Genomic DNA, 21,485 nt, shown 5'->3' with positions numbered 1-21,485 from the left:
GAGAAGAGAGGATCCAGAATGCATATTGTGATGGATGAATCATTGGGTATCCCAAAGGACATTACGGGTTCTGCAACAATCCGGAATTCTAAATTGAAAAAAGCAGATTCTTTACATGAATATATAACCTCAAAAAAGGGCGGCATGTTCCAAAGAAGCTTGCCGCTCATCAACCGCACTCTTCAGGAGGAGCTTGAAGAAGTAGGGGCTTTACTGGAAACCCATCGCTCTGTTCTATATATCTATGATGCGTTTACAACCGATAGCGGAATCATCAAGCGGCTGAAAAACTGGTATTTTCCTAACGAAAAGCTTTACATTCTCGATGGTTCAGAAAATAAGGCACTAGCAGTATACCTTATTCTTGAGCAAGCCAATCTTACTGATGCAGAGGAAATTGCTTTTACAGGAAATTATAAGAGACTGACAGTGGTTAATAACCAGAAATACCGCAAACCCTCTAACTACCTTACATTGAAGGAGAGAAAATCCAAGCAGTATTTTTTATTTGATCATACGAGTGAAAAGCCCCTTGTCTCAGGAATGAAACAAGGGCTGCTTGATGAAATTTTGAAGCATAATCCTTCCGATATGCTGATTATGGCATCGAGAACAAAACTGGATTTTGAATCTCAGGGAGCGAGCTTTTATCAGCTGGAAGGCACAGGGCTGCCAGTTCACTCAGACGTGGTGGATATCTTGATTGCTGATCAGGACGTGCCGCTGTATGTGAAGAAAACTAATGGAGTGACAAATGGATGATAGATTCTAAAAGAAAAGCAATTTTATTTTTAACGATTTCTTTTTTACTTGCTCTTGTAGCAGCGGGGGTCATCCTCGTCCAAATCAACCAGGCACAGGAAAAGCTAGGTAAGACTGTAGCGGTTGCAGCGGTAAAGGAAGATGTAAAATCCTATTATGAGCTTACAGCTAAAGACATTGAATGGATCCAGCTTCCAAAAGCAAGCGCACAAAAAGGCTTCATTACAGATGAGAAGGATTTAGAAGAAGTTATTACCGTCGTAAATTTAAAAGGTGGAGACCTTCTTACAAAAAACCTTGTGAGAAAGAAAATAGATATACCTGAAAACGAGCGTGTTGTATGGCTGAATGCAACTGAAATCGTTCTGGTCGACCAGAAGAACATTGCTCCAGGGGATCTTGTAGATATCATAGTTACAACTGGCAAGGAAGACAAAATGCAAACAAAGCGAATCTTCCAAAATGTTTATGTTGTCGAGGTTGAAGAAGTGGATGAAGAACCTCCACGTGTGCGGATTTCCGTGCCGATTGAGGATGCAGAAAGCCTGATTCATTACCAGAACTCAGCAAAGCAAATCAGGGTGCTCAGGGTAAATCAGGCATCTTCAGGTAAGCAAGAGCTTAAGGAAGCGGAGACTTCACAACAAGCTGAAGGAGCAGACAAAAAGCAGCAGGAGCAAAATAAAGCTGATGGGGAGGCTGGAGCAGCAGCAAATACAGAACAACAGAAAGCCCCAGCCGATAAGGCACCAGCTGACAAGGCAACCGACAAGCCTGCATCTAAAGAACAGTCTAAACCTTAGAATATATTAAAATCTTAATCTTATACCGTTTTAAACTCAGGGAATCACCCCTGAAGAAACACCTTAATCATAAATATTTCATTGCTTTGGAAGGATGCGAAAGTGTGAGCATATATAAAGGTTTGCTGATTAGCAAGGATAGGAGCTGGAGTGAGGAACTGCTGCAGTTGGTCAGCGAGGAAAATATCGAAATTTCCGTTGTGTCCGAATGGAAACGGACGTTTCGTGAGCAGCAGTCCTATCATTATATATTTGTTGATTTAGATACAATTGAGAACCCGCAGCAAATTCCAATGTCTTCCTCAAGCATTGTACTGGGTCTAACACGCAATTATGAATTTGAGCAAGCGAGAACCTGGCTTGTAGCCGGGGCAAAGGATGTTATCGTCCTGCCAGGTGAGAAAAACAGGCTGTTGGAAGCATTGAAAGCTTCTAAAGAGCAATTTAAGTTCCAAAAAGAAACAGAAATGGGATATGGCAATGGTCAGGTTCATGCCTTTTATAGTGCGAAGGGCGGGAGCGGCAAGACATTGCTCGCCAGCTTGCTGGCTCAATCCTTGAGTATTCATCACGGTTTTAAGGTTCTGCTTATTGATTTGAATGCTCAATTCGGGAATGCAGATGTTCTATATGGCATTCAGCCTGTCCGTTCTTATTTTGATCTGATTCCAGTTATGGATGAGATGGATATTCGCCACCTGCAAAACGTTTCAAATTATCATGAAGAAACAAAGGTAACGCTTTTGACTGGTCCAGCGAATCCGGCAAAGGCAGAATCCATTCCTGATGAATTAATCGGAAGGCTGATTCGTGTGGCAAAAAGCCATTATGACTACATCATTCTTGATTTGCCGTCTCACATCAACAATTCAACTTTTACAGGACTGAATGAATCCAATCACATTCATTACATTCTGACACCTGACAGCCTGGGGCTGAGAGCCTTTAAGTATTCTGAGGATTTGTTTGAGCGATTCCAGATTGGCAGAGGAGGAGAGGTATCAGTCCTGATTAATCGATACCATCCAAAGCTTGAATTAACTCTTAAGGATATGGAAAAAATCATTGGCCGTGAAGTGAATGGCTGCATTGAATCGGACTTCTTCTCGATCCAGCCATTCATCAATATGGGAGAAGGATTTTATAAAAAGAAGAAGGATAAGGGCAGCAACAAGGTCTCGAAATCCATGAAAAAGTATGTGGATGAAATGCAAAATCGTACAAAGGGGTGATTTGAATGTCGTGGGTAGAGAAAGCCTCCATTTTAAGCACACAAAAAATCACGCCGCAACGTGAATGGAACGTAGAACAATCCCAGGTCGACAGATGGGTGAGGCATTATAAATCCCGTCTGATAAAGGAAGCCAATCTTGAAAACATAACGACCTTATCACCTGTCGAACGAAAAAAGACGATTGAACGACTGATCATGCAAATGATCGATGAAGAAAAGGTCATTATTCCAAATGACCAGATTGAACAGATTATCCAGCAGATCATCAATGAGTCTGTAGGATATGGGCCATTGGAAGCCCTGTTAAGAGATGATTCGATTACTGAAATCATGGTGAATGGTGCTTACGAGGTGTTCATTGAGAAACAGGGGAAGATAGAAAAAACGAATGTACGGTTTAAGGATGATGAGCATGTCCGTCACATTATCGACCGGATCATTGCGCCGCTAGGCAGAAGGATCGACGAGAGTTCACCGATGGTAGATGCGCGTTTGCTCGATGGAAGCCGTGTAAATGCCGTCATTCCACCAATCAGTATCGATGGTCCATCGATTTCGATCAGGAAGTTCAAAAAGGATCCATTTACGCTTGAAGACTTGATGGGCTTTGGCAGTTTTTCAAATGAAATGGCCATCTTTTTGCAGGCCGCAGTTGAAGCAAAAGCAAATATCCTTGTATCCGGCGGGACAGGAAGCGGTAAAACAACCCTTCTGAATGTCCTGTCAGCCTCGATTCCAAGAGGTGAAAGGATCGTCACGATTGAGGACATGGCAGAGCTTCGTTTCAATTATGACAATCTGGTCAGGCTTGAAGCAAGGCCGCCGAACATGGAAGGAAAAGGGGAAGTTACGATCAATCATCTGGTTAAGAACGCACTGAGGATGCGTCCTGACAGGATCATTGTAGGTGAGGTCCGTGGCTCGGAAGCAATCGATATGCTTCAGGCGATGAATACAGGTCATGAAGGGTCATTGACGACTGTTCACGCCAACAGCCCGAAGGATGCCCTTGGCCGTCTGGAAGCAATGGTCATTATGTCAGGACTTCCGCTGACGGTTGAGGTAATCAGAGGATATTTCGTTGGGGCGCTTGATTTAATCGTCCAAACCTCTCGTTTCTCTGACGGTAAAAGGAGAATTGTCAGCATCGCTGAACTGGTGGAGGAAGATGGGGAGATTATTGCGCGTGATATATTCCGATTTAACCGGGAAGCAACACTGGCTGATGGAACAATTGTCGGAAATTTCGCTGCGACAGGATATGTGCCAAAGCTGTATCAGCGCTTTGTATCTTATGGTGTTGAATTCACGAAAGAACACTTTCAGGCGGGTGCAGTAACATGACAACTGCCTTGCTGTTATTGACTGGCTGTGTTTTCTTTTTCATCATTGGTATGTTTTATATTGTGCAGAGCCGTAATACAAGAGGGACGGTTAAAAGAGTAGATCAATGGTTTGATAAAAGCGATAGCCTGGAACGAAAAAGCTTCGTCTTGTTAATAGGTGACCGTTTCGACCGTTCAGAACTCTCGGATGAATTGGAAAGGAAACTTTACCAGGGCAATATTCCGTTGAAACCTTCTGAATATATGGGAATCTATATTTTGCTGCTTGCGCTCTTGACCTTTATCAATCACTTTGTCCTAGGGCTTTATATCATCATGGCAATCATGTTCGCTTATTTAATCGTTTCATTGGGTTCTAAGTTTTATTTGAACTCTACTAAAAATAAACGGACAGAAATATTTAATAAACAGCTTCCGGAAGTGTGCCGGATGATGTCCAACGGTATAAAGGCCGGGCAAACCATTCCGCAGACAATCGAAATGGTTGGGCGAGATATGAAGGAGCCAAGCGGCCAGGAGTTTCAGAAGATGGATTACCAATTTAAACTTGGAGACAGCCTTGAGACCGTTATGAATGATTTCAGGGAGCGGGTACCGAGTAATGATATCAATATTTTTGTCAGTACAATCCTGATCCAGCAACGTGTGGGGGGAAACCTTGCTGAAGTTCTTTCTTCAATGGCTGAAACCCTGGAAGAACGCAGCCGTGTCCATAAAGAAATCCAGACCGTCACGGCTGAAAGCCGCTCGATCGCTTATATCCTGGTCGTGATGCCATTTCTGATGGCGATGATGATGAATCTCTTCATCAAAGGCTTTTTGAATGTTTTATTTAGACCTTTGGGTTTGCTGTTATTTTTAGCTTTTTCCGCCTTAGTCTTTTTTGCCTTCATTTTAATTAAGAGAATTACAAATATAAGGGTGTAGATAGGATGAAATTAATCGGTTTTTTCTCAATGGTGATGTTTTCGCTTATACTGCTGACGTTGTTCATTGGGTTTGTCTATCTGTATCTGTTTATCGTAAAAAAAGAAAAGCTCCTGCTTTCCCAGGGATATAATCCAAAGAATCGGAAGAAAAAGATCCCACTAAGGGAAAGGCTGTTGTCACCGATTATCCAATGGGGATTCAAGGCAGGCCCGGTCGGGATTAAATATCCGTTTTTTGCTGAGATCGATAAACACGATCGCATGCTAAAGGAGGCGGGAAACCCTCTAGGGATGCAAATCCAGGATTTCTATGGTTTCAGGTTTGTGCTTGGTTTGATCGGCCTCGGATTTGGCAGTTTCTACTCTATTCTGGGAATGCCATCAGGACTCCAGATTCTATTAATCTCCATTTTAGGCGGGTTTTTAGGACCGAGTCTTTGGCTTTATTTCAAAGCGAAATACAGACAGGAAACGATCAGCATCATGATGCCTGATTTTCTTGATACCGTCAGTGTCACCCTGCAGGCAGGAGTTGGGTTGGATTCAGCCCTGAAACAAGTAACAAAGCAATTTGAAGGGCCGCTAAGCGAGGAGATTGATCGTTTTAACAAGGAAGTCGAGCTCGGAGTTCCCAGGCTGACCGCTTATCAGAGTTTGATAGAAAGGAATTCTTCGAAGGAACTGCATTCACTGGTTAACGGATTGATACAAGGATCTTCACTTGGTGTGCCGGTATCCAGGACATTCAAACTCCAGGCGGATGATTTAAGGGCGACAAGAGGTTTCATTGCTAAAGAAAAGGCAGCCAAAGCAAGCCCGCAAATCACGCTGGTCACCACTTTTTTCGTGGCACCAGCCGTATTCGGCCTCATAATTGGTCTGCTTGCGTTAAATATTTTCTACAATCCTCAAGCATTTGGGTTGGACTCCTTCTTCAAGTAGAAGGATTAACTATAAAAATAAAAATCGGGAGATGAATAATATGTTAAAGAAAACTATGGTGAAGATGACTGGTGTATACAATCGTTATGTGAACAATGAGAGAGGTGCCCAGGCGCTTGAATGGGTTGCATTAGGCCTTGTTGTCCTTGCGGTCATGGGCGCAATTGCTTCGGGCATCGGCGAGGACACTTCTCTTGGACAGACGATCATGAGCAAGTTGAGTGAATTGGTAGGAAAGATTGGCGCAGGATCATAATAATAATTTCCGGGGTTGTTAAATTTGAAAGGAAAAATAAAAAAGCTTCTTAATAATGAAAAGGGTTCACAGTCGATCGAATTTGTCGCGATGTTCCCGCTGGTTATTCTGGCTTTCCTGATCATCTGGCAGGTTGCGCTGATTGCCTTTTCAGTTGTAGTCGCAGAATCGGCTGCCCGAGATGGTGCAAGGGCAGCTTCTGTACATGATCCTGACTGGGAAAATGTCACAAAAAGATCAGCCTATGGCGTAAAAATTAAAAATATATCAGGTGGACCGGGTCCTGATGAAGCCAGGGTTGTGGTGGAGGTCCAGGCGCCAATCGTGGCCCTTCCGCTGATTTCGGAAATGAAATTCTCCTTTGCGATGGATGCAGTGATGCCAATGGAGGAAGAACCAGATGACGATTAAGAAACTGAAAAACTATATTAACAACGAGAGAGGCAGCGGCATGCTGATCATCATGGTTGGCATGCTTATAGCTGCTATTTTCATAGCTTTGATGTTCTTTGATTTCTCAAATGTATTCATCAATAAACGGGTGACCCAAACAGGCGCTGACTCAGCAGCCTTGGCGGCGGCAAAGTCCTCCAAGGACACGATGAAGGAAACGCTGCAGGATAAAACCCAGGAAGAGCTGGATGCATTAGGAGAAGCCTGGGAACAGTTCCTGGAGGATTCTGCAGATTCAGAGCCTCCTGCGGAAGGAGAGGATCCACCGCCGCCTCCCTCTGAAAGTGAGCTATTAGCAGAGTTTGTGGAAATGATGGAAGACAATTACGATGGCCGGAATATGCCTGGCGATATGGTCGGGTGGATTCTGGATCATTCTGTCGAAGTCAAAGCAAAGACAGCCATGAAGTTCTTCTTTGATGATGATGGCGTAAGGGATATTGCCTGCAAGTCGGTCAGGGATAATTTGACGGAAGCCCGTAAGGAAGCAGAAAAATTCGCGAAGGAAAACCAGAATGACAAAATAAAACAAATGACATTCATCCCCGAGGATTTCCGCATCTATGTCGTGACAGAACGGAAGGGTCAATATACGACAGTACCAGATGAAGGAGTTCCGGCAATTACCGCAGAATCATCTGCCAGGATCGGGGAGCCAGAGGGCTTTGACATATTCTGCGACTAGTCTGCACAATGGTCCATTAACCCATGATTATTGGAGCATTCACTTCTTTTTAAAAGGGTGATAAAGTAAATGACAATTAGAAGTTCAAAAATTAGAATCGTATTAGCATTTATGGCTTTATTTCTGATCCAGTTTGCCGTTATAATCCCTGTCTCGGCGGATTTGACAGAGGTCGAAACCAATAAGCAGGGTTTGAGTAAAACAGAACCAACCGATGCGTCGGGAGGAGAACCGGTTGATGGCGAGGATGGTCCCCTGCCCTGGTGGAAAAAGGCATTGAATGAGCTGGGGGATATCGGAGACAGTCTAGTAGATGGCTGGAACAAGTTTAAAGACTGGGCGGTTGATGAATGGAATGATGCCTGGGATTTCGCAAAAGATAAGTGGAATGATGCCTGGGATCTTGCAACAGACGTGTGGGGCAGCATCGAAGACTTCTTTAAAAGTATTGGAGACTGGTTCAGTGAAAATGAATGGGCGCAGACGCTGCTCGGAGGGATTCTTGCTGCGGGCATTATCATCGGTGTCATTGCGCTCCTTGTATTCTTTGGAGTGATTGCTATTCCTCTTGGGATTGTAGCAGGGCTGATCATTGTGGCTGGTGCGCTTATTGGCGGATTCACCTATCAATGGCTCGCGGGTGATAATTACAGCTTCTGGGGAGCGTTTAGTTTCGCTCTTGTTGGAGGAGTACTAGGGTATATTGGCTATGCCACCGGCGCATTTGCCGCAGCAATCGGCTGGATCAGGACAGTTGCCTGGCCTGTTGCCGCTAACTGGTGGAGAACGGCCGCCTGGCCATGGCTCAGAGGGCGCCCGGCTGCTATTTGGGGCTGGATGCGAGGTACCGCTTGGCCGTGGCTTAGAACAAAGACTGTTGCCGCATATAGATGGGTAAAGATGAGGCCTTTATGGGGGCAAATTAAGGGATTTTATACTGTGAATAATGTTCTTAAATTAATGTTTAAAGGAGCAGCATTAGGAGGAGCAGCAGGGTTCTTCTCCAATATTTTATCTTATGTTCTTACTTATAAATTCACTGGGAAAGAATTTTCGGTTTCTGATTTATTTTGGGATACTATCATTGGTTCTGTTTCAGGTTTCCTATTAGGTCCAATTCTTATTCCTGGCGTTACTTTAGGTTTTGGCATGGTAGGAGCTATAGGAGTGTATGGTGGAATAGAAAACTATATTTCTGGAGTAATTAAAGAAGGAGATTGGTTAGGGTTTGACAATATACTTGTAGGTGCTGTTGTTACTGTTGTTTCAATTAAAGTCTTTACCCCACTCCTTTCATTCTTAAAAGAGGGAGTAGTAGCTGACAGTGTTACTAAAACAATTGAGGAAGTAGTGAAAAGTGGGGTGAACGGTGATCTCACTAATAACAGCAAAAATGAACCAAGTGTAAAGCCGGAGACGGATTCTGATGTTGATTCTAAAAATGAACCAAGTGTAAAGCCAGAAACGAATTCTGGTGTAGATTCTAAAAATGATACAAGTCCAAATAATAAAACATCAGATATTGAGGATAAAAATATACCTGAATCCAAGAGTATTCATAACAATCAAACAGCCCCTCCTTATCCACTTCAAAACTAACTAAAGTAATTGCTTTTAAAGAGGTGAATTAAATGAAAAAGGAAACGTGGACAAAAATAACTTATTCATACCTTCTTTTAGTAGGCGTAGCATTTGCAATCTATGCATTCAATGTTGCAGACGAAAATTGGAATATAGATTTCGAAGAACAAAAAAATAATATATATATCTTTCTCGCCTTATCATTCGTGGCAGTAATTTTAACTGCAGTAGATGCGGCAGGTGTTAGGGAAAATAGTAAAAATGTAGGAAAAAAGGCTATTTACGGGGGACTATCTCTTGCAGCTCTTTTTGTGGTTTGGCGACTTCTTGTCACAATATTTTAGTATAACATTTAAAAAAGTTTAATTTCTAAGATAATAACTCTACGCTCCAATATTTAAAAGGATTAGCCGAAGAAGGCTAATCCATTTTTTTAGAAATTCTTATATTCAAATGTAGACCTTCTCTAAAAACTATTTTATGGTGACCAAGGACCCTCACCATTGGATCTTTGATAGTGTCCAACTTGTTATGTGTGCATTAGGAATTAGAGGTGATTTCATGTCAAAGAAGTTACTAACCATAATAACGGGGATTATCATTGTGGGTACTTTAACTGGAGCTATTATTTGGGCTATTTCTGAAGCGGACGAAAATGGGGTAATATATCTTGAAGGGAATGAAAATATAGCTTATATCTTTTTAGGCTTATCAATCCTTGGCCTGATTACCGGATCGATATCTTTAAGAGCAACAAATGATGAAGGTGACATCATTAGTAAAAAGTCGGTGCTTTCAGGGTTGGCACTGGCAGTGATTTTCTTCATATGGAGGCTTTCGGTTGCATTATAGAAGTAAGCAACTCCAAAGTGTCTAAGAAAGTGGGTTTAATAGACATTTCAAAGGTGAAGCAACTCCAAAATGTCTAAGAAAGTGGGTTTAATAGATATTTCAGAGATGAAGCAGCTCCAAAATGTCTAAGAAAGTGGTTTAATAGACATTTCGGAGAAGAAGCAGTCCCAAAATGTCTAAGAAAGTGGATTTAATAAACATTTCGGAGATGCACTTTCATTTCAACTGAAGTATCAAGAAAATGTATCATTAAAAATCTAGATTAGCTTTTTAGGAGGCTCATCTTTTTAAGTCATATCCACTTAGAAATTTTTGTGAATAGAGTCTATAGTCCTAGGAACCTCCAAAGTTGTTATTCGTAAATAAAACATCGCTGAAATTTTTAAGGATTAAAACCTAAGGAGGTAACAATGAACCGGAAGAAGAATCCTATATTATCAGTTTTGCTGTTGTTGTTAAGCTCGTTTTTCATTTTGTCTGGCTGCAGCGATGCGAGTCCGAGTGATGCTAAGGCGAAGGCTGAGAAGAAACAAGAGGATAAATACGAAAAGCTGGTGAAGGAAAAAAACAAGGAACTTGAGCTTCAGCCGCTTGAACTGGGTTCCTATAACGAGGAGATTGGCTCCACTTTTTCCAGTCCGGAGCATAAGGAATTCGCGGTCAACGGGAAGGTTGTCGTCGAAGGGAAGATTGACAAGTTTTCCTCTTTGAAGTCGGATTATATATTGATCAAAGTATCGGCAGATGAAGAAGGGCCTGCGGGACAGCAGCATGAGTACTACGCTAAGCTCAAGGAGGGCAAGTACAAGCAGACAATTCGTTTTTTTAATGGGGAAGGTAAGTACCATGTGAGTGTCCATATCCCGAGCAATGAAACGGAGAATTATTATTTTGAAGCAACCGCCTTTGATGTCCACAATGTGAATCCGGATATTGAACGTGATCTTGTGCTGACCCCGTTTGGCCAGGACGCGGAAGTGGCTCTTGGTGTTGATTCTGGCTATGTGAAAGAAAACGAGATTTTTAGATTGGAAGGGGAAGCTGGAAATCTGACAGATGAAGATACCGTCATGCTTCAGCTGACAAAGGATATGGAGAGCTGGAAGCATATTATGCCGATCAAGGATGGTAAATTCAGCTATGACGTGCCTTTATTTTACGGTAAAGGTGTCCATGAACTCGAGGTTCTCGTTCCGGATGAAGAACGTGAGAATTACTACCAGACGGCTACGACTATTTTAATTGATAATGAGTCTGACAAGACGATGCTGCCGATTGAGTATATGGATCAATACCTAGAGCGCGGCGTTACTCTCGAGTCCCCTGTATATGGCGGTGAAGAGACAGATGGAATGTACAGTATAAAGGGGAAAATTGATCCTAATGCTGAGTTTGGCCCTGATACAACACATATCTATATCACGACTAAAAAGGGAGAAGATGAAGCGTTAGATGTCATTCCGGTTAAGGACTTTACATTTGATGACTCCTTTTATCTGCGGTTCGGCCCCGGAACATATGAGGTTATACTAAGTGTTCCTGAGATAAAAGAAGAAAATAGTGATTACTTCCGGTTTTACGGGTTTGCCCGCTTTGAGGTTGAATCAACCGGTGAAGACCAGCGTGACCTGCTGCCATCAAGGGGTGTTCAATCCGATTCAGAGCCGATCAGACAGCTGGCAAGTGAAATCACCGCAGGAAAGAGCACGGAGAGGGATAAGGCTAAAGCAATCTATGAGTATGTAGCCAAAACTGTTGCCTATGATGTTGAAAAGCTGGAGACGGATGATTTTGAGTGGGATGATAGCGCCCTGAAAACACTGGATTTAAAAACAGGTGTCTGTCAGGACTATTCTTATCTGACAATTGCTTTAATGAGAGCGAGCGATATTGAATCGCGGTTCGTTGAAGGTATGGCCCGCGGCGGCTGGTGGCCTTCAAGGCATGCGTGGGTCGAAGCGGAAATTGACGGTAAATGGATCACCATGGATCCGACCTGGGGTTCCGGGTATGTAGACGATGGAAAGTTTGTGGCAAAATATGATGAAAAGTATTTTGATCCCAATATGACTGAGTTTGAAAAAACACATACAAGAACGGGAATATCGTATTGAGAAAAATCTCAGAGCTGAAATTGGCTCTGAGATTTTTTTGTAACTAGACAGGGCTCAAGTTAAAAACAAACTCTAATTACAGCCGGCTTTCTGTGTCTCTTAAGAGTCAAGAACGATATAGGGATAGCGATATATCTGCTAAAATATAAATTTAGACGATATGACTCTTGCAAATATTGTAGAAACTCGTCATATTGTAGATAGGAGGTGCGATATGCGAAACGATATACAGCCGAATGAACAGGCATTCTCAACGAAAGAAGTGGCGGAGGAAGTAGGGATTGCTACTCCAACTGTCCGAAAGTATGGACAAATTCTGGAGCGCAACGGTTACGAGTTTTTGAAAGATGGCGACCGCCGAATCTTTGTCCAGTCTGATATTAAAGCGCTTATAGCGCTGCGCGATACGGACAAGCCGCTGGACGATACAGCTAAAGATCTTGTGGCCGAGCAAAAGGAAAGGCTCGAGGGATCGGGCAGTACGGAGATTGCAATCAATGATACATATGGGAATAATTTACCGCAGGACCCTGAGCAATTGAAAGAGGTTTTGCTTTTTGTGGTCAATGAACTGGCAGCAGCGCGTGAAATGAATATGCAGCTGAAAAACGATATGGCCCAGATGAAGACAAGTGTTTCCCAGCTTCAGCAAGACCATCATGTGATCAGTTCCAGCATTGGGAATTCAGCACAAAGAACAAATGCAAAGATTGAAAAAATCCTTGAACAGCAAAATGCCCATTATGAAGACTTGCTGCAGCAGGAAAGAGAGAGAAGCGGGCTCCTGCAAAAAGAGATTCAGAAAATGCGGGACGAGCAAAAGAGTGAGTGGAACTCCCAGAGTGATTTCAATAAACGTTTAGAAGAAGAATTAAAGAATAGAAAATGGGGTTGGCTGTCCGCGATATTCCGGAAATAAGCTACATGAAAGACCTTCAATACTCTTAAAAATAAAGAAGAACGGATCGTATTGCTGACCGATATGTACATGAGCATTGCTAAAAGTGAGTATTCATGTGCTTCAGAAAGCGTTACGATATATCGCCTGACGATACGCTATGCGAAAAACATTCAAAATGCCTCCGGACAGCAAAGCCAGGTGTCGATTACCCCACCTTCAAAATTCAACAATTTCCCGAGAAATATCTACAATTTATGATTATGCGTTCGACAAAATACCAGAACTTCCATATTAACAGAACGCGGATCAATGAATACATAATAAAATCCCCAACGGAGTATGCTCCATAGGGGATTTTTGTCGTTCATTTTATAGCAGCTTCTTCATCCGGCCTGCAAGAGGGATGACAATCAGACCTGCGATTACGACCTGCATGACGTTTCCTGGGATGGAGCCAAATGGCTGGATCCAGTTTCCGTATAGGACCACTTCAGTAAAATAGTAGCCTACGATCTTAATGACAAGGGCAGCGGCAACTGCCAGGGAGTAAACAAATACTTTCTTGCCTGGCATTTTTTCAGCCATCAATCCCGCTACATAGCCCATAGCGCCGACGATAACGAAAGTGAACGGTGCCCACAATGCCCAACCGGAGATTATGTCGAACAAGCCCATACCGAAGGCCCCTGCTATTGCACCTGTTTTTCTGCCGTAGACGAAAGCAGCAATAAATAGAGGAATGTTGCCCATATGGATCAGGCCTCCATTACCCATAATCGGCAGCCTGATGTTAATGAACATGGTTGCAACGACAGTCAATGCAATAAAAAGCGCATTGATGACTAAAACTTTTGTTTTAGTTGTTTCTTTGGTTGTTGAGTATGCTGCATTCATTTCGTAACCTCTTTCTCTTTTCAGGACTCTTTTCGTATGCTTCGAAACAGCCTTTTTACTTACTATCATACTCCTTATTGGTAACTTAATAAATACATAATAATATACACTTGTACAGAATTTTGGGAATTTAAAGCTTCCCCCTTATGCCTAAATACGAATCGATGCTTAATTTTCGGGAAACATAACGATGTCTTGTACCGAAATCGATCATGGGGAGTTGGATGAGGTGAATAAGGTATCAAATGTGTTCTGGATTTCTCTCGTTCTTGCGAGTGGCTTTGTGATTTGGGGCGTGGTTGCTCCGGTCCAATTAGGTGAAGTAATGGATCAAACCAAGGCATTCTTTTTAGATTCATTTGGCTGGTTCTATCAAATGGCAGCTTCTTTCTTCCTCCTGTTTGCGATATTTTTGATCTTTAGCAAGTATGGAAAAATAAAATTAGGAGCAGATGACGACAAACCAGACTTTAACAGAAAAACGTGGTTTGCCATGCTATTTAGTGCTGGTATGGGGATCGGGTTGCTATTCTTTGGAGTCTCGGAGCCTATTTCTCATTTTGCCAATCCGCCTATTGGTGAAGGGGGGACACCTGAGGCAGCAAAAGTTGCGTTGAGATACACCTATTTACATTGGGGTTTTCATGCTTGGGCTATATACGCTGTCATTGCGCTTATCCTGGCATACTATAAATTCAGGAAAAAGAAACCTGGGCTGATGAGTATAACTCTTAGTCCTCTGTTAGGTGAACGCTCAAAAGGAGCGATTGGAACCATCGTGGATGTAGTCGCGGTATTTGCGACTATTTTTGGTGTAGCGGCATCTTTAGGGTTAGGAGCTGCCCAGATCAATGGGGGTCTCAACTATGTAGTGGGGATACCGAACAACTTCACGACTCAGCTCATTATTATTGCAATCGTAACTGTTCTCTTTCTCCTTTCTGCCAGTACCGGACTGCAGAGGGGGATTAAGTATTTAAGTAATGCCAATTTAGTGTTGGCCGTCATTCTGCTTTTTGCATTCTTGTTTTTGGGTCCAACAGGTTTTGTGCTTGATCTGTTTACCACTACGCTCGGGAGTTATGTTCAGAACCTGTCTGGCATGGGATTAAGGCTCACTCCTTTTAATGAAGAACAAGCGAGCTGGATAAAGGACTGGACGATTTTTTACTGGGCATGGTGGATTGCCTGGGCACCTTTCGTTGGGACATTTATTGCACGTGTTTCCAAGGGAAGGACGGTGAGGGAGTTCATGATTGCCGTTCTCGTTATACCTACTCTGGTCTGTGCATTCTGGTTTGCGATATTTGGCGGGACTGCTATTTACTTCGAGTACTTTGAAGGTGCCAACATAGCCGGGCAAAACTTAGAAACAGCCCTGTTTTACGTGTACGACCTTTTACCATTCTCCGGTGCATTGGTCATTATAACCTTGTTGTTGATTACAACATTCTTTGTTACTTCGGCAGATTCAGCCACATTCGTCTTAGGGATGCAAACAGCAAGAGGAGATCTGAACCCTCCCAATGTGGTCAAAATAGTCTGGGGACTTTTTCTATCAGCCTCTGCTATCGTACTAATGCTCTCCGGAGGACTGAGTGCTATGCAAACAGCCATCATCGTCAGTGCCTTTCCATTGACCTTTGTTTTGATCGCTATGTCCTTCTCAATATTAAAAGACTTTAAATCAGAGGCCCTTGAAAAAAAGCCGAAAAAGGAAAAAGGGAAATTCGCAAAGAAAGAAGATAAGCCAGATCCAAGTCCGGTATAACAGCAGATAAACGAATCAAGCTAAGTAATTATTCAACAACAAAACAATTCTTTAGAATGTCCCAAGCGTCCCGAACGCTAGGGGTATCTATACCTGTTCTTCAATGAATGCCGGCGTGTTGAGTTTGGTATCTGTATAGTTTGTTGCATTGAAGTAAAAAGCTTTCAACGATTAGGAGTATAATGCATAATTAAGGACCTTTCCCTTTTGGGATAGGTCCATTTTGTTGGTTTTAGGAGAAAGTGCTTACTGAAATAACTAGTTTTTCATTTTTATTACTTTTACGGTAAAATATAACTATTTTTCCGTTACGATTTAATGGATAAATCTAGATGGAGAAAGGGATTCAATTGTTTTGCGAGAAGTCTATCTATTTTGGGTAAATAGTCTGAAAATTCCTAATAGTCGTTGACTAAATAATATACCATTGATAGTATCCTGAATTATTACATACCAAGAAAAGCCGGAGGTGACATTAGTTCTATAAAAGCAAGTCCCATAAATAATCAGGGAGTGAACATGCAAGTTGGAAAAGAAAACTGTTCGTAAAGTCGTAGCAAGTATATTATCTGCCGCTTTGTTAGCCTCTGGTTTTACCGCGTACGCGAATCTGGCTGACTCACCGGCAAGCAAGCAAGCATATGTCCGGTCTGATAAAAAGGAAGTTCAACAGTCGGGCTGGAATGAAAACGCTATCACTACACTGACGCTCATGCAGCTTGGTGACCTTCACGGACACCTTACGCCGCGTAAAAACCTGAATTCTGAAGAGTACAAGGGCACTGTGGGAGGACTGGCCCGCATCGCAACTGTGATTAAGGATATCAGGAGAGAACACCCGCAGAACTTGTTATTCAACGTTGGCGACACCCTGCATGGCGGTGCTGAGGCGCTCTACACTGAGGGCCAGGCGATGACAAATATTTTGGATAAGTGGAGAATTGACGGATATGCTTCGGGTAACTGGGATTTTCTTTATGGAACCGAACGCTACCTGGATCTCTTCAGGAATGGGCGATGGGGAGCGGTCGCAGCGAACCTTTATTATGAGAGCGAGCCTTATGCTGACAAGGCTGGGGAGCGGGTCCTTCCGCCATACCGGGTAATCAAGCGGGCTGGACTAAGTATTGGGGTTGTAGGTTTCACAAGTGAGCGAGGGCCAACTGTCGGAACAAGCACAACCAAAGGGTTCCGTTTTACTGGAGAAGGAGAAGAGCTGCCAGAGATGATTCATGAGCTGCGTGAAAAAGAGAAGGTCGATTTAGTCATCATGATTTCTGAACTCGGACTGGCCAAGAACCTGCAGCTGGCAAACCGCTACCCTGGGGTGGATATCCTTCTGTCAGCCGATATGCATGAAGAGACTCCGAGACTGATAGAAATGAAGTCAGGGACCCTCGTCTCTGAAGTGAGTCATGATGGGATTGCTGTCGGGCAGATGGATCTCCAGATAGGGGAGGAAGGCATCACAGGCTGGCGCTATGAATTGCATAGAATAAACGACAGCGTACCAGAGGATAAGGGAACTTCCAAGCTTGTCGAAAAGGAACGTTCCAAGTTTGTGAAAGGGAAGAAGTTCCATTCACACGAAAATCCAATAAACAAGACAATTTTGTCCAAACCGATAGATACTGTGATTGGCGAGGCAAAAAAGCCTCTCTATCGCGGGAATTTCTCGGATCATGAAATGCCCGGAGTAGTAGAGGGTTCTTCCCACGACTTCCTGGCAGATGTGTTCCGGGAAGAAACAGGAGCGGACATTGGCACCATCCGCGGTTTCCGATATGGGACGCATGTAGCTGCAGGAGATATCCTTCTTGAGGATATATATCACTTTATTCCAGTTGCCCCTTTCATTGCGAAAGGAACAATCACTGGCAGCCAGCTATCCGGCCAGATTGAGAGAAGCCTTAACGGTGCACTAAATCCTGATCCATTCAAATGGACAGGAGGCTGGGTACAGGGATACAGCGGTGTTCGCTATGAACTTGATCCATACGCTCCTGCTTTAAGTAAAGCAAGTAATATCGAGGTATTCGATCGTAAGACAGGGACCTGGCAGCCGCTTGATGTGGACAAGGAATACACTGTTGCAGGATATTGGTATCCAGGCCGGCCGGATGACATTGGAACTGGACTCAAGATCAGTGATACTGCTGTGACCGTAAATGATGCAGACGGCAATCCGCTTGACGCAACCGAGGTAGTAGCCCAATACCTGTCCAAAAATCCAGCGGATCCTGAATTAGGACGGGTCAAGCTTCTTCATAAACTTCCAGAGCCAGCCTATGGAAATCGTGAAATCCAGCCTCTTAATGGAGTCCCTGAGAGAGTCGGGACAATTCAAAACTAAAAAATACTAAAATACTAGATTGGAGAGATCAACATGCGCGAAAAAATTATCTTTATTGTCATGACAGCATTGCTTTTAACTACAAGCCTATCCTGGGCTGCAGCCAAAACAGATGGAGAAACGGGACGGCCGGATACAACGCCGCAGGGACATTACCAGGTAGTCTGGCAGGTAACTGACCCCGCTGGAACAAACGAAAGTAACTGGGCAGGTGTTTTAAACAATGTTGAAAACTCACTTGCTGAAATCGGTGAAGATAAAATGGAAATCGAAGTAGTAGCTTTCGGAGCAGGCATTCATATGTTGAGCAAGGAAAAATCATCTCCAGAGCTTCAAGAGCGTATCCGTAAACTTCAAGAGCGCGGAGTTGTATTCGCAGCCTGCGCAAATTCAATGGCGAAAAACGGATATGAAATGGAAGATATGATCGACGGTGCGGTCCAGGTGCCATCAGGTGCTGCGGAAGTAATCCGCAAACAGCGTCAAGGATGGATTTACATGCGGTCTTGATCATTTATAAATATCATAGGAAGGACTCTCCCTGGTGAGAGTTCTTTTAATTTTAAGGCTGTCTTTTAATGCGACTGAAATTATTGGATATATAATATTAAATTATATTTTCCTATTGTCCTAAATTTTTGCACGTGTTAATATCAGAATATTAAAAATAATATAAAAATATTTACAAAGGAGGACAGTGGGCTTTTTCATTCACCAAGACGATACATAACCATTTTCGTAAAATTGGGGAGGATGAAGGATGAAGAAGAGTCTAGCGGTTTTATTGAGCGGAGCGATGCTCATGCTCGCTGCTTGCGGTGGCGGTGGTAATCAGGCGAGCGGAGAAAAGAAGGAAGAGATGGTGAAAATCGGGATCACCCAGATTGTTGAACATCCGTCTCTTGATGCAGCGAGGGAAGGTTTTATTGACGCACTTAAGGATGCAGGTTATGAAGAAGGAAAGAATCTGAAGCTTGATTACCAGAATGCCCAGGGCGATATGAACAACAATGCATCGATTGCGCAAAAGTTCGTTTCAGATAAAAATGATCTTATTTTAGCGATTGCGACAGCAAGTGCCCAGGCAGCTGTCCAAGCGACAAAGGATATTCCGGTTCTGTTCACGGCAATCACAGATCCTGTCGGTGCTGAGCTGGTTCAATCCATGGAGAAGCCAGGTGGAAATGCAACGGGTACAACAGATACACATCCCGATGCCATTAAGAACACAATCGCAGCAATTAAAAAGTTCATCCCTGGAGCGAAGAAGGTTGGGATAATCTACAACAATGGAGAACCTAACTCTGTCGTGAATGTGAAAAATGCAAAGGAAGCACTGGAAGCAGCGGGACTTGAGGCAGTTGAAACGACTATTTCAGCCAGCTCTGAAGTGAAGCAGGCAGCTGAATCCATGGTCGGCCGGGTAGATGTTCTCTATATCCCAAAGGATAACACGGTCGTAGCTGCGCTCGAATCCGTGATCACAGTGGCGAATGATAAAGATATCCCGATGTTTGTCGGTGAAGGCGATTCAGTAAAACGAGGAGCGTTCGCATCCTATGGACTTGATTATCATGACCTTGGCTACACCACAGGGAAAATGGCAGTCGAAATCCTCGAGGGCAAAAAACCAGCTGACATTCCTGTTGGCTATCCGGAGAACCTCGAATTGGTCGTTAATAAAAAGGCGGCTGAAGAGGAAGGAATCACGCTGACTGAGGATATGCTCAAAGATGCAAAAATTGTAGGAGAATAATAGGGAGGAGCCTGCAGGATTTTTTGCAGGCTCTTATTATGCAGCTGACCAGATGATACTATTTTCCTAATCTAAATAAACCGAAATACCCTTCTAAATAAAACCATAACATAATACTTTTTAACGATGTGAAAAAAAGGGGGTATGGGTTTGCGAAGGAGTAAGAGGATTATGTCATTATTGATGGTTTTATTGCTGATGGTGCAGGTTGTTGCAAAAGCTGGAGATTTAGGCGGGGGTTCTTCTGGGACTCCGGGAACATGGTATGTAGGTTCTAACCCTTCATGGGTGGACCCGGCAAAAGCGCCGATTGTCTTTATTCATGGTTACAACAGTTCGGCCTCAGTCTGGTGGGACGGCAATGATATGTATGAGACCGCGCTGGCCAATGGATATCAAACAGCATTCATTGATCTTTATCCGGAAAGGGATATGTGGGAAAATGGGGCAATGCTGGCTGGAAAGCTGAGACAAATTTATGAGTATTTCGGCTACAAGAAGCTGGTCGTGGTTGGCCACAGCAAAGGTGGAGTCGATACCCAGACCGCGCTTGTCCACTACGGGGCGCACCAGTATGTATCGAATGTCATCACTCTTTCATCACCGCATCATGGCACACAACTATCGGACCTTGCCCACAGCAGCTCTGCCTGGTGGCTGGCAGCCTTGCTTGGGAACAATAATGATGCGACACGTTCTCTGCAGACAGGGAATATGAGATATTTTCGAAGCATTACCGATGGGAAGGCTGAGGCAAAATTGAACCGCTATTATACGTTAGGCGGATACAAATGGGGTTCATTCGGCAGTGCTTTATATTGGGGAGGCCTATATTTAAGCAGTTATGGATCTAATGACGGTGTCGTCACAGTCTCCAGCTCCCGCTTGCCTGGCGGAACAATCATTCGCGAAGGCGCATGGAATCATACGACCATTCGTGAAGGCTCACATACTTTTTCGGTATTCAAGCCGTATACAATGTCAGAGCAGCCTGCCGGTTCAAATGCATTCTCAGCTGCGGAGAGCGTGGCAGAGCCTGAGACAAACCAGATTATCAAAGGCGGCAAAGCTGAGAAAGCTATCAGAGAAAGTTTCGTGATCGAGGAAGGCGCAGAAAGCTTCCAAATGGCATTCCTCAGTGAAAAGAAGATGGCTTCGCTCAAACTGAAGGGACCGGATGGCCAAGAGTATAAGGCGTCAAGAGTCGAACAAGACGCTGGTGACTTCTTTAAAGGCGCATGGGTCCATACTTTTAAAATCGAAAAACCAGAGGCAGGGAGCTGGAAGGTATCAGGCCCAGCCGCCTCCTACCTGCTAGTGGTCGGCATTGACAGTCCGCTTGATGTTGAATTGAAAAAGGAAAAAAGTCAAAGTCTGAAGGCTTCATATAAAACAAAGTGGATCAAATATGACCACGATGGAAAAAAGAAGCTAAAGGAAGCAGGCAAAGGTTCGAAAGCTGGCAAGGTCCTCGACGGTGACCTCGCCGAGCCAGGTGTATACAACCTGACAACAGAAGTGACAGGAGTAGACACTAAAGGGAAGCCGTTCGAAAGGACCATCATTGAATCCATCTATGTCGATGAAAACGGAAAGACTCATAGATAAAGGAAGAGGCGGCTGGTGAAAAACCAGCTGCTTCTTATGAATGACAGGGTTGACGGAACTTAACCTATCAAACGCCATCCATAAGGATTATAAATGTGCCCTTATGTAAGAGAAACTCCATGCATAAGGGTGTATTTATCCATGGAATGTGCCCTTAAGCAGCCAAATTCCTGATATAGCCTGTTCTACCTACAATCAATTCCTGGCCCTGAGTCTTATTCACTAAAATATACATATATGATGGA

General features: G+C 43.5%; 20 protein-coding genes. 19 read left to right on the top strand and 1 reads right to left on the bottom strand.

Annotated elements, in window-relative coordinates; all coding sequences use genetic code 11:
* The first annotated feature begins 18 nt into the window (after window positions 1-18).
* The 14 genes from J7I80_RS08655 to J7I80_RS08590 all read left to right on the top strand — a co-directional run bounded on the left by J7I80_RS08655 (window position 19) and on the right by J7I80_RS08590 (window position 12,876).
* The gene (locus tag J7I80_RS08655) at window positions 19-762 is read left to right on the top strand and encodes a hypothetical protein (RefSeq protein ID WP_214737590.1); all 744 of its coding nucleotides are present in this window, start codon (window positions 19-21) and stop codon (window positions 760-762) included.
* The gene (locus J7I80_RS08650) at window positions 759-1,565 is read left to right on the top strand and encodes a CpaB family protein (RefSeq protein WP_214737588.1); all 807 of its coding nucleotides are present in this window, start codon (window positions 759-761) and stop codon (window positions 1,563-1,565) included. The genes J7I80_RS08655 and J7I80_RS08650 overlap by 4 nt, the downstream gene beginning before the upstream one ends.
* 104 nt (window positions 1,566-1,669) lie before the next feature.
* Window positions 1,670-2,797: a CpaE/TadZ family protein gene (locus J7I80_RS08645; RefSeq protein WP_214737586.1), complete on the top strand. Its 1,128-nt coding sequence runs from the start codon at window positions 1,670-1,672 to the stop codon at window positions 2,795-2,797.
* 5 nt (window positions 2,798-2,802) lie between these two features.
* Complete coding sequence (locus tag J7I80_RS08640; RefSeq protein WP_214737584.1) at window positions 2,803-4,143, top strand: TadA family conjugal transfer-associated ATPase; 1,341 nt, start codon at window positions 2,803-2,805, stop codon at window positions 4,141-4,143.
* Window positions 4,140-5,072 (top strand): type II secretion system F family protein, encoded by a 933-nt coding sequence (locus tag J7I80_RS08635; RefSeq protein ID WP_214737582.1) that lies wholly within the window; start codon window positions 4,140-4,142, stop codon window positions 5,070-5,072. Before J7I80_RS08640 ends, J7I80_RS08635 begins: the two co-directional genes overlap by 4 nt.
* A 5-nt stretch (window positions 5,073-5,077) precedes the next feature.
* Window positions 5,078-6,016, top strand: coding sequence for a type II secretion system F family protein (locus tag J7I80_RS08630; protein ID WP_214737580.1), 939 nt, complete (start codon window positions 5,078-5,080; stop codon window positions 6,014-6,016).
* A 40-nt stretch (window positions 6,017-6,056) separates the two neighbouring features.
* Window positions 6,057-6,272, top strand: coding sequence for a hypothetical protein (locus tag J7I80_RS08625; protein ID WP_214737578.1), 216 nt, complete (start codon window positions 6,057-6,059; stop codon window positions 6,270-6,272).
* 24 nt (window positions 6,273-6,296) lie between these two features.
* Window positions 6,297-6,683, top strand: coding sequence for a TadE/TadG family type IV pilus assembly protein (locus J7I80_RS08620; protein ID WP_214737576.1), 387 nt, complete (start codon window positions 6,297-6,299; stop codon window positions 6,681-6,683).
* Entirely contained in the window at window positions 6,673-7,410 is a 738-nt protein-coding gene (locus tag J7I80_RS08615; RefSeq protein WP_214737574.1) for a pilus assembly protein TadG-related protein, read from the top strand. The genes J7I80_RS08620 and J7I80_RS08615 overlap by 11 nt, the downstream gene beginning before the upstream one ends.
* Before the next feature lie 69 nt (window positions 7,411-7,479).
* On the top strand, window positions 7,480-9,009 hold the full coding sequence (locus J7I80_RS08610; RefSeq protein ID WP_214737572.1) for a hypothetical protein: 1,530 nt from the start codon (window positions 7,480-7,482) through the stop codon (window positions 9,007-9,009).
* A gap of 32 nt (window positions 9,010-9,041) precedes the next feature.
* Window positions 9,042-9,335 (top strand): hypothetical protein, encoded by a 294-nt coding sequence (locus tag J7I80_RS08605; RefSeq protein WP_214737570.1) that lies wholly within the window; start codon window positions 9,042-9,044, stop codon window positions 9,333-9,335.
* A 217-nt stretch (window positions 9,336-9,552) separates the two neighbouring features.
* Window positions 9,553-9,843 carry a hypothetical protein gene (locus J7I80_RS08600; protein ID WP_214737568.1) on the top strand — a complete coding sequence of 97 codons (291 nt, stop codon included), beginning with the start codon at window positions 9,553-9,555 and terminating at the stop codon, window positions 9,841-9,843.
* A gap of 410 nt (window positions 9,844-10,253) precedes the next feature.
* Window positions 10,254-11,957 (top strand): transglutaminase-like domain-containing protein, encoded by a 1,704-nt coding sequence (locus tag J7I80_RS08595; protein ID WP_214737566.1) that lies wholly within the window; start codon window positions 10,254-10,256, stop codon window positions 11,955-11,957.
* Between the two features lie 214 nt (window positions 11,958-12,171).
* Window positions 12,172-12,876, top strand: coding sequence for a hypothetical protein (locus J7I80_RS08590; protein ID WP_214737564.1), 705 nt, complete (start codon window positions 12,172-12,174; stop codon window positions 12,874-12,876).
* Between the two features lie 351 nt (window positions 12,877-13,227).
* Here the strand turns inward: J7I80_RS08590 and J7I80_RS08585 are convergent, their stop codons facing one another.
* Window positions 13,228-13,752, bottom strand: a complete 525-nt coding sequence (locus J7I80_RS08585) for an ECF transporter S component (RefSeq protein WP_214737604.1) — start codon at window positions 13,750-13,752, stop codon at window positions 13,228-13,230.
* A 190-nt stretch (window positions 13,753-13,942) separates the two neighbouring features.
* On the opposite strand from J7I80_RS08585, the gene J7I80_RS08580 reads away from it, so the two are divergent.
* The 5 genes from J7I80_RS08580 to J7I80_RS08560 all read left to right on the top strand — a co-directional run bounded on the left by J7I80_RS08580 (window position 13,943) and on the right by J7I80_RS08560 (window position 21,240).
* A complete protein-coding gene (locus J7I80_RS08580) occupies window positions 13,943-15,523 on the top strand; it encodes a glycine betaine uptake BCCT transporter (protein ID WP_251027669.1) in 1,581 nt (526 codons plus the stop codon).
* A 526-nt stretch (window positions 15,524-16,049) separates the two neighbouring features.
* Entirely contained in the window at window positions 16,050-17,876 is a 1,827-nt protein-coding gene (locus J7I80_RS08575) for a bifunctional metallophosphatase/5'-nucleotidase (RefSeq protein WP_214737562.1), read from the top strand.
* Between the two features lie 33 nt (window positions 17,877-17,909).
* Window positions 17,910-18,386, top strand: coding sequence for a DsrE family protein (locus tag J7I80_RS08570; protein ID WP_214737560.1), 477 nt, complete (start codon window positions 17,910-17,912; stop codon window positions 18,384-18,386).
* Window positions 18,387-18,636: 250 nt separating this feature from the next.
* Window positions 18,637-19,632, top strand: coding sequence for an ABC transporter substrate-binding protein (locus J7I80_RS08565; RefSeq protein WP_214737558.1), 996 nt, complete (start codon window positions 18,637-18,639; stop codon window positions 19,630-19,632).
* 171 nt (window positions 19,633-19,803) lie between these two features.
* Entirely contained in the window at window positions 19,804-21,240 is a 1,437-nt protein-coding gene (locus J7I80_RS08560; protein WP_214737556.1) for an esterase/lipase family protein, read from the top strand.
* Window positions 21,241-21,485 lie beyond the last annotated feature (245 nt).

It is taken from the genome of Bacillus sp. ISL-41, assembly GCF_018613235.1.
Classification (GTDB): Bacteria; Bacillota; Bacilli; order Bacillales; family Cytobacillaceae; genus Mesobacillus.
The sequence above is the reverse complement of the archived record's forward strand: the minus strand, read 5'-3'. Positions and strand labels throughout refer to the sequence as shown.

Coding starts and splice junctions, on each gene's coding strand:
- J7I80_RS08655 (WP_214737590.1), top strand. CDS start 19: ATGCATATTGTGATGGATGAATCATTGGGTATCCCAAAGGACATTACG.
- J7I80_RS08650 (WP_214737588.1), top strand. CDS start 759: ATGATAGATTCTAAAAGAAAAGCAATTTTATTTTTAACGATTTCTTTT.
- J7I80_RS08640 (WP_214737584.1), top strand. CDS start 2,803: ATGTCGTGGGTAGAGAAAGCCTCCATTTTAAGCACACAAAAAATCACG.
- J7I80_RS08635 (WP_214737582.1), top strand. CDS start 4,140: ATGACAACTGCCTTGCTGTTATTGACTGGCTGTGTTTTCTTTTTCATC.
- J7I80_RS08630 (WP_214737580.1), top strand. CDS start 5,078: ATGAAATTAATCGGTTTTTTCTCAATGGTGATGTTTTCGCTTATACTG.
- J7I80_RS08625 (WP_214737578.1), top strand. CDS start 6,057: ATGTTAAAGAAAACTATGGTGAAGATGACTGGTGTATACAATCGTTAT.
- J7I80_RS08615 (WP_214737574.1), top strand. CDS start 6,673: ATGACGATTAAGAAACTGAAAAACTATATTAACAACGAGAGAGGCAGC.
- J7I80_RS08610 (WP_214737572.1), top strand. CDS start 7,480: ATGACAATTAGAAGTTCAAAAATTAGAATCGTATTAGCATTTATGGCT.
- J7I80_RS08605 (WP_214737570.1), top strand. CDS start 9,042: ATGAAAAAGGAAACGTGGACAAAAATAACTTATTCATACCTTCTTTTA.
- J7I80_RS08600 (WP_214737568.1), top strand. CDS start 9,553: ATGTCAAAGAAGTTACTAACCATAATAACGGGGATTATCATTGTGGGT.
- J7I80_RS08595 (WP_214737566.1), top strand. CDS start 10,254: ATGAACCGGAAGAAGAATCCTATATTATCAGTTTTGCTGTTGTTGTTA.
- J7I80_RS08590 (WP_214737564.1), top strand. CDS start 12,172: ATGCGAAACGATATACAGCCGAATGAACAGGCATTCTCAACGAAAGAA.
- J7I80_RS08585 (WP_214737604.1), bottom strand. CDS start 13,752: ATGAATGCAGCATACTCAACAACCAAAGAAACAACTAAAACAAAAGTT.
- J7I80_RS08580 (WP_251027669.1), top strand. CDS start 13,943: ATGTCTTGTACCGAAATCGATCATGGGGAGTTGGATGAGGTGAATAAG.
- J7I80_RS08570 (WP_214737560.1), top strand. CDS start 17,910: ATGCGCGAAAAAATTATCTTTATTGTCATGACAGCATTGCTTTTAACT.
- J7I80_RS08565 (WP_214737558.1), top strand. CDS start 18,637: ATGAAGAAGAGTCTAGCGGTTTTATTGAGCGGAGCGATGCTCATGCTC.
- J7I80_RS08560 (WP_214737556.1), top strand. CDS start 19,804: ATGTCATTATTGATGGTTTTATTGCTGATGGTGCAGGTTGTTGCAAAA.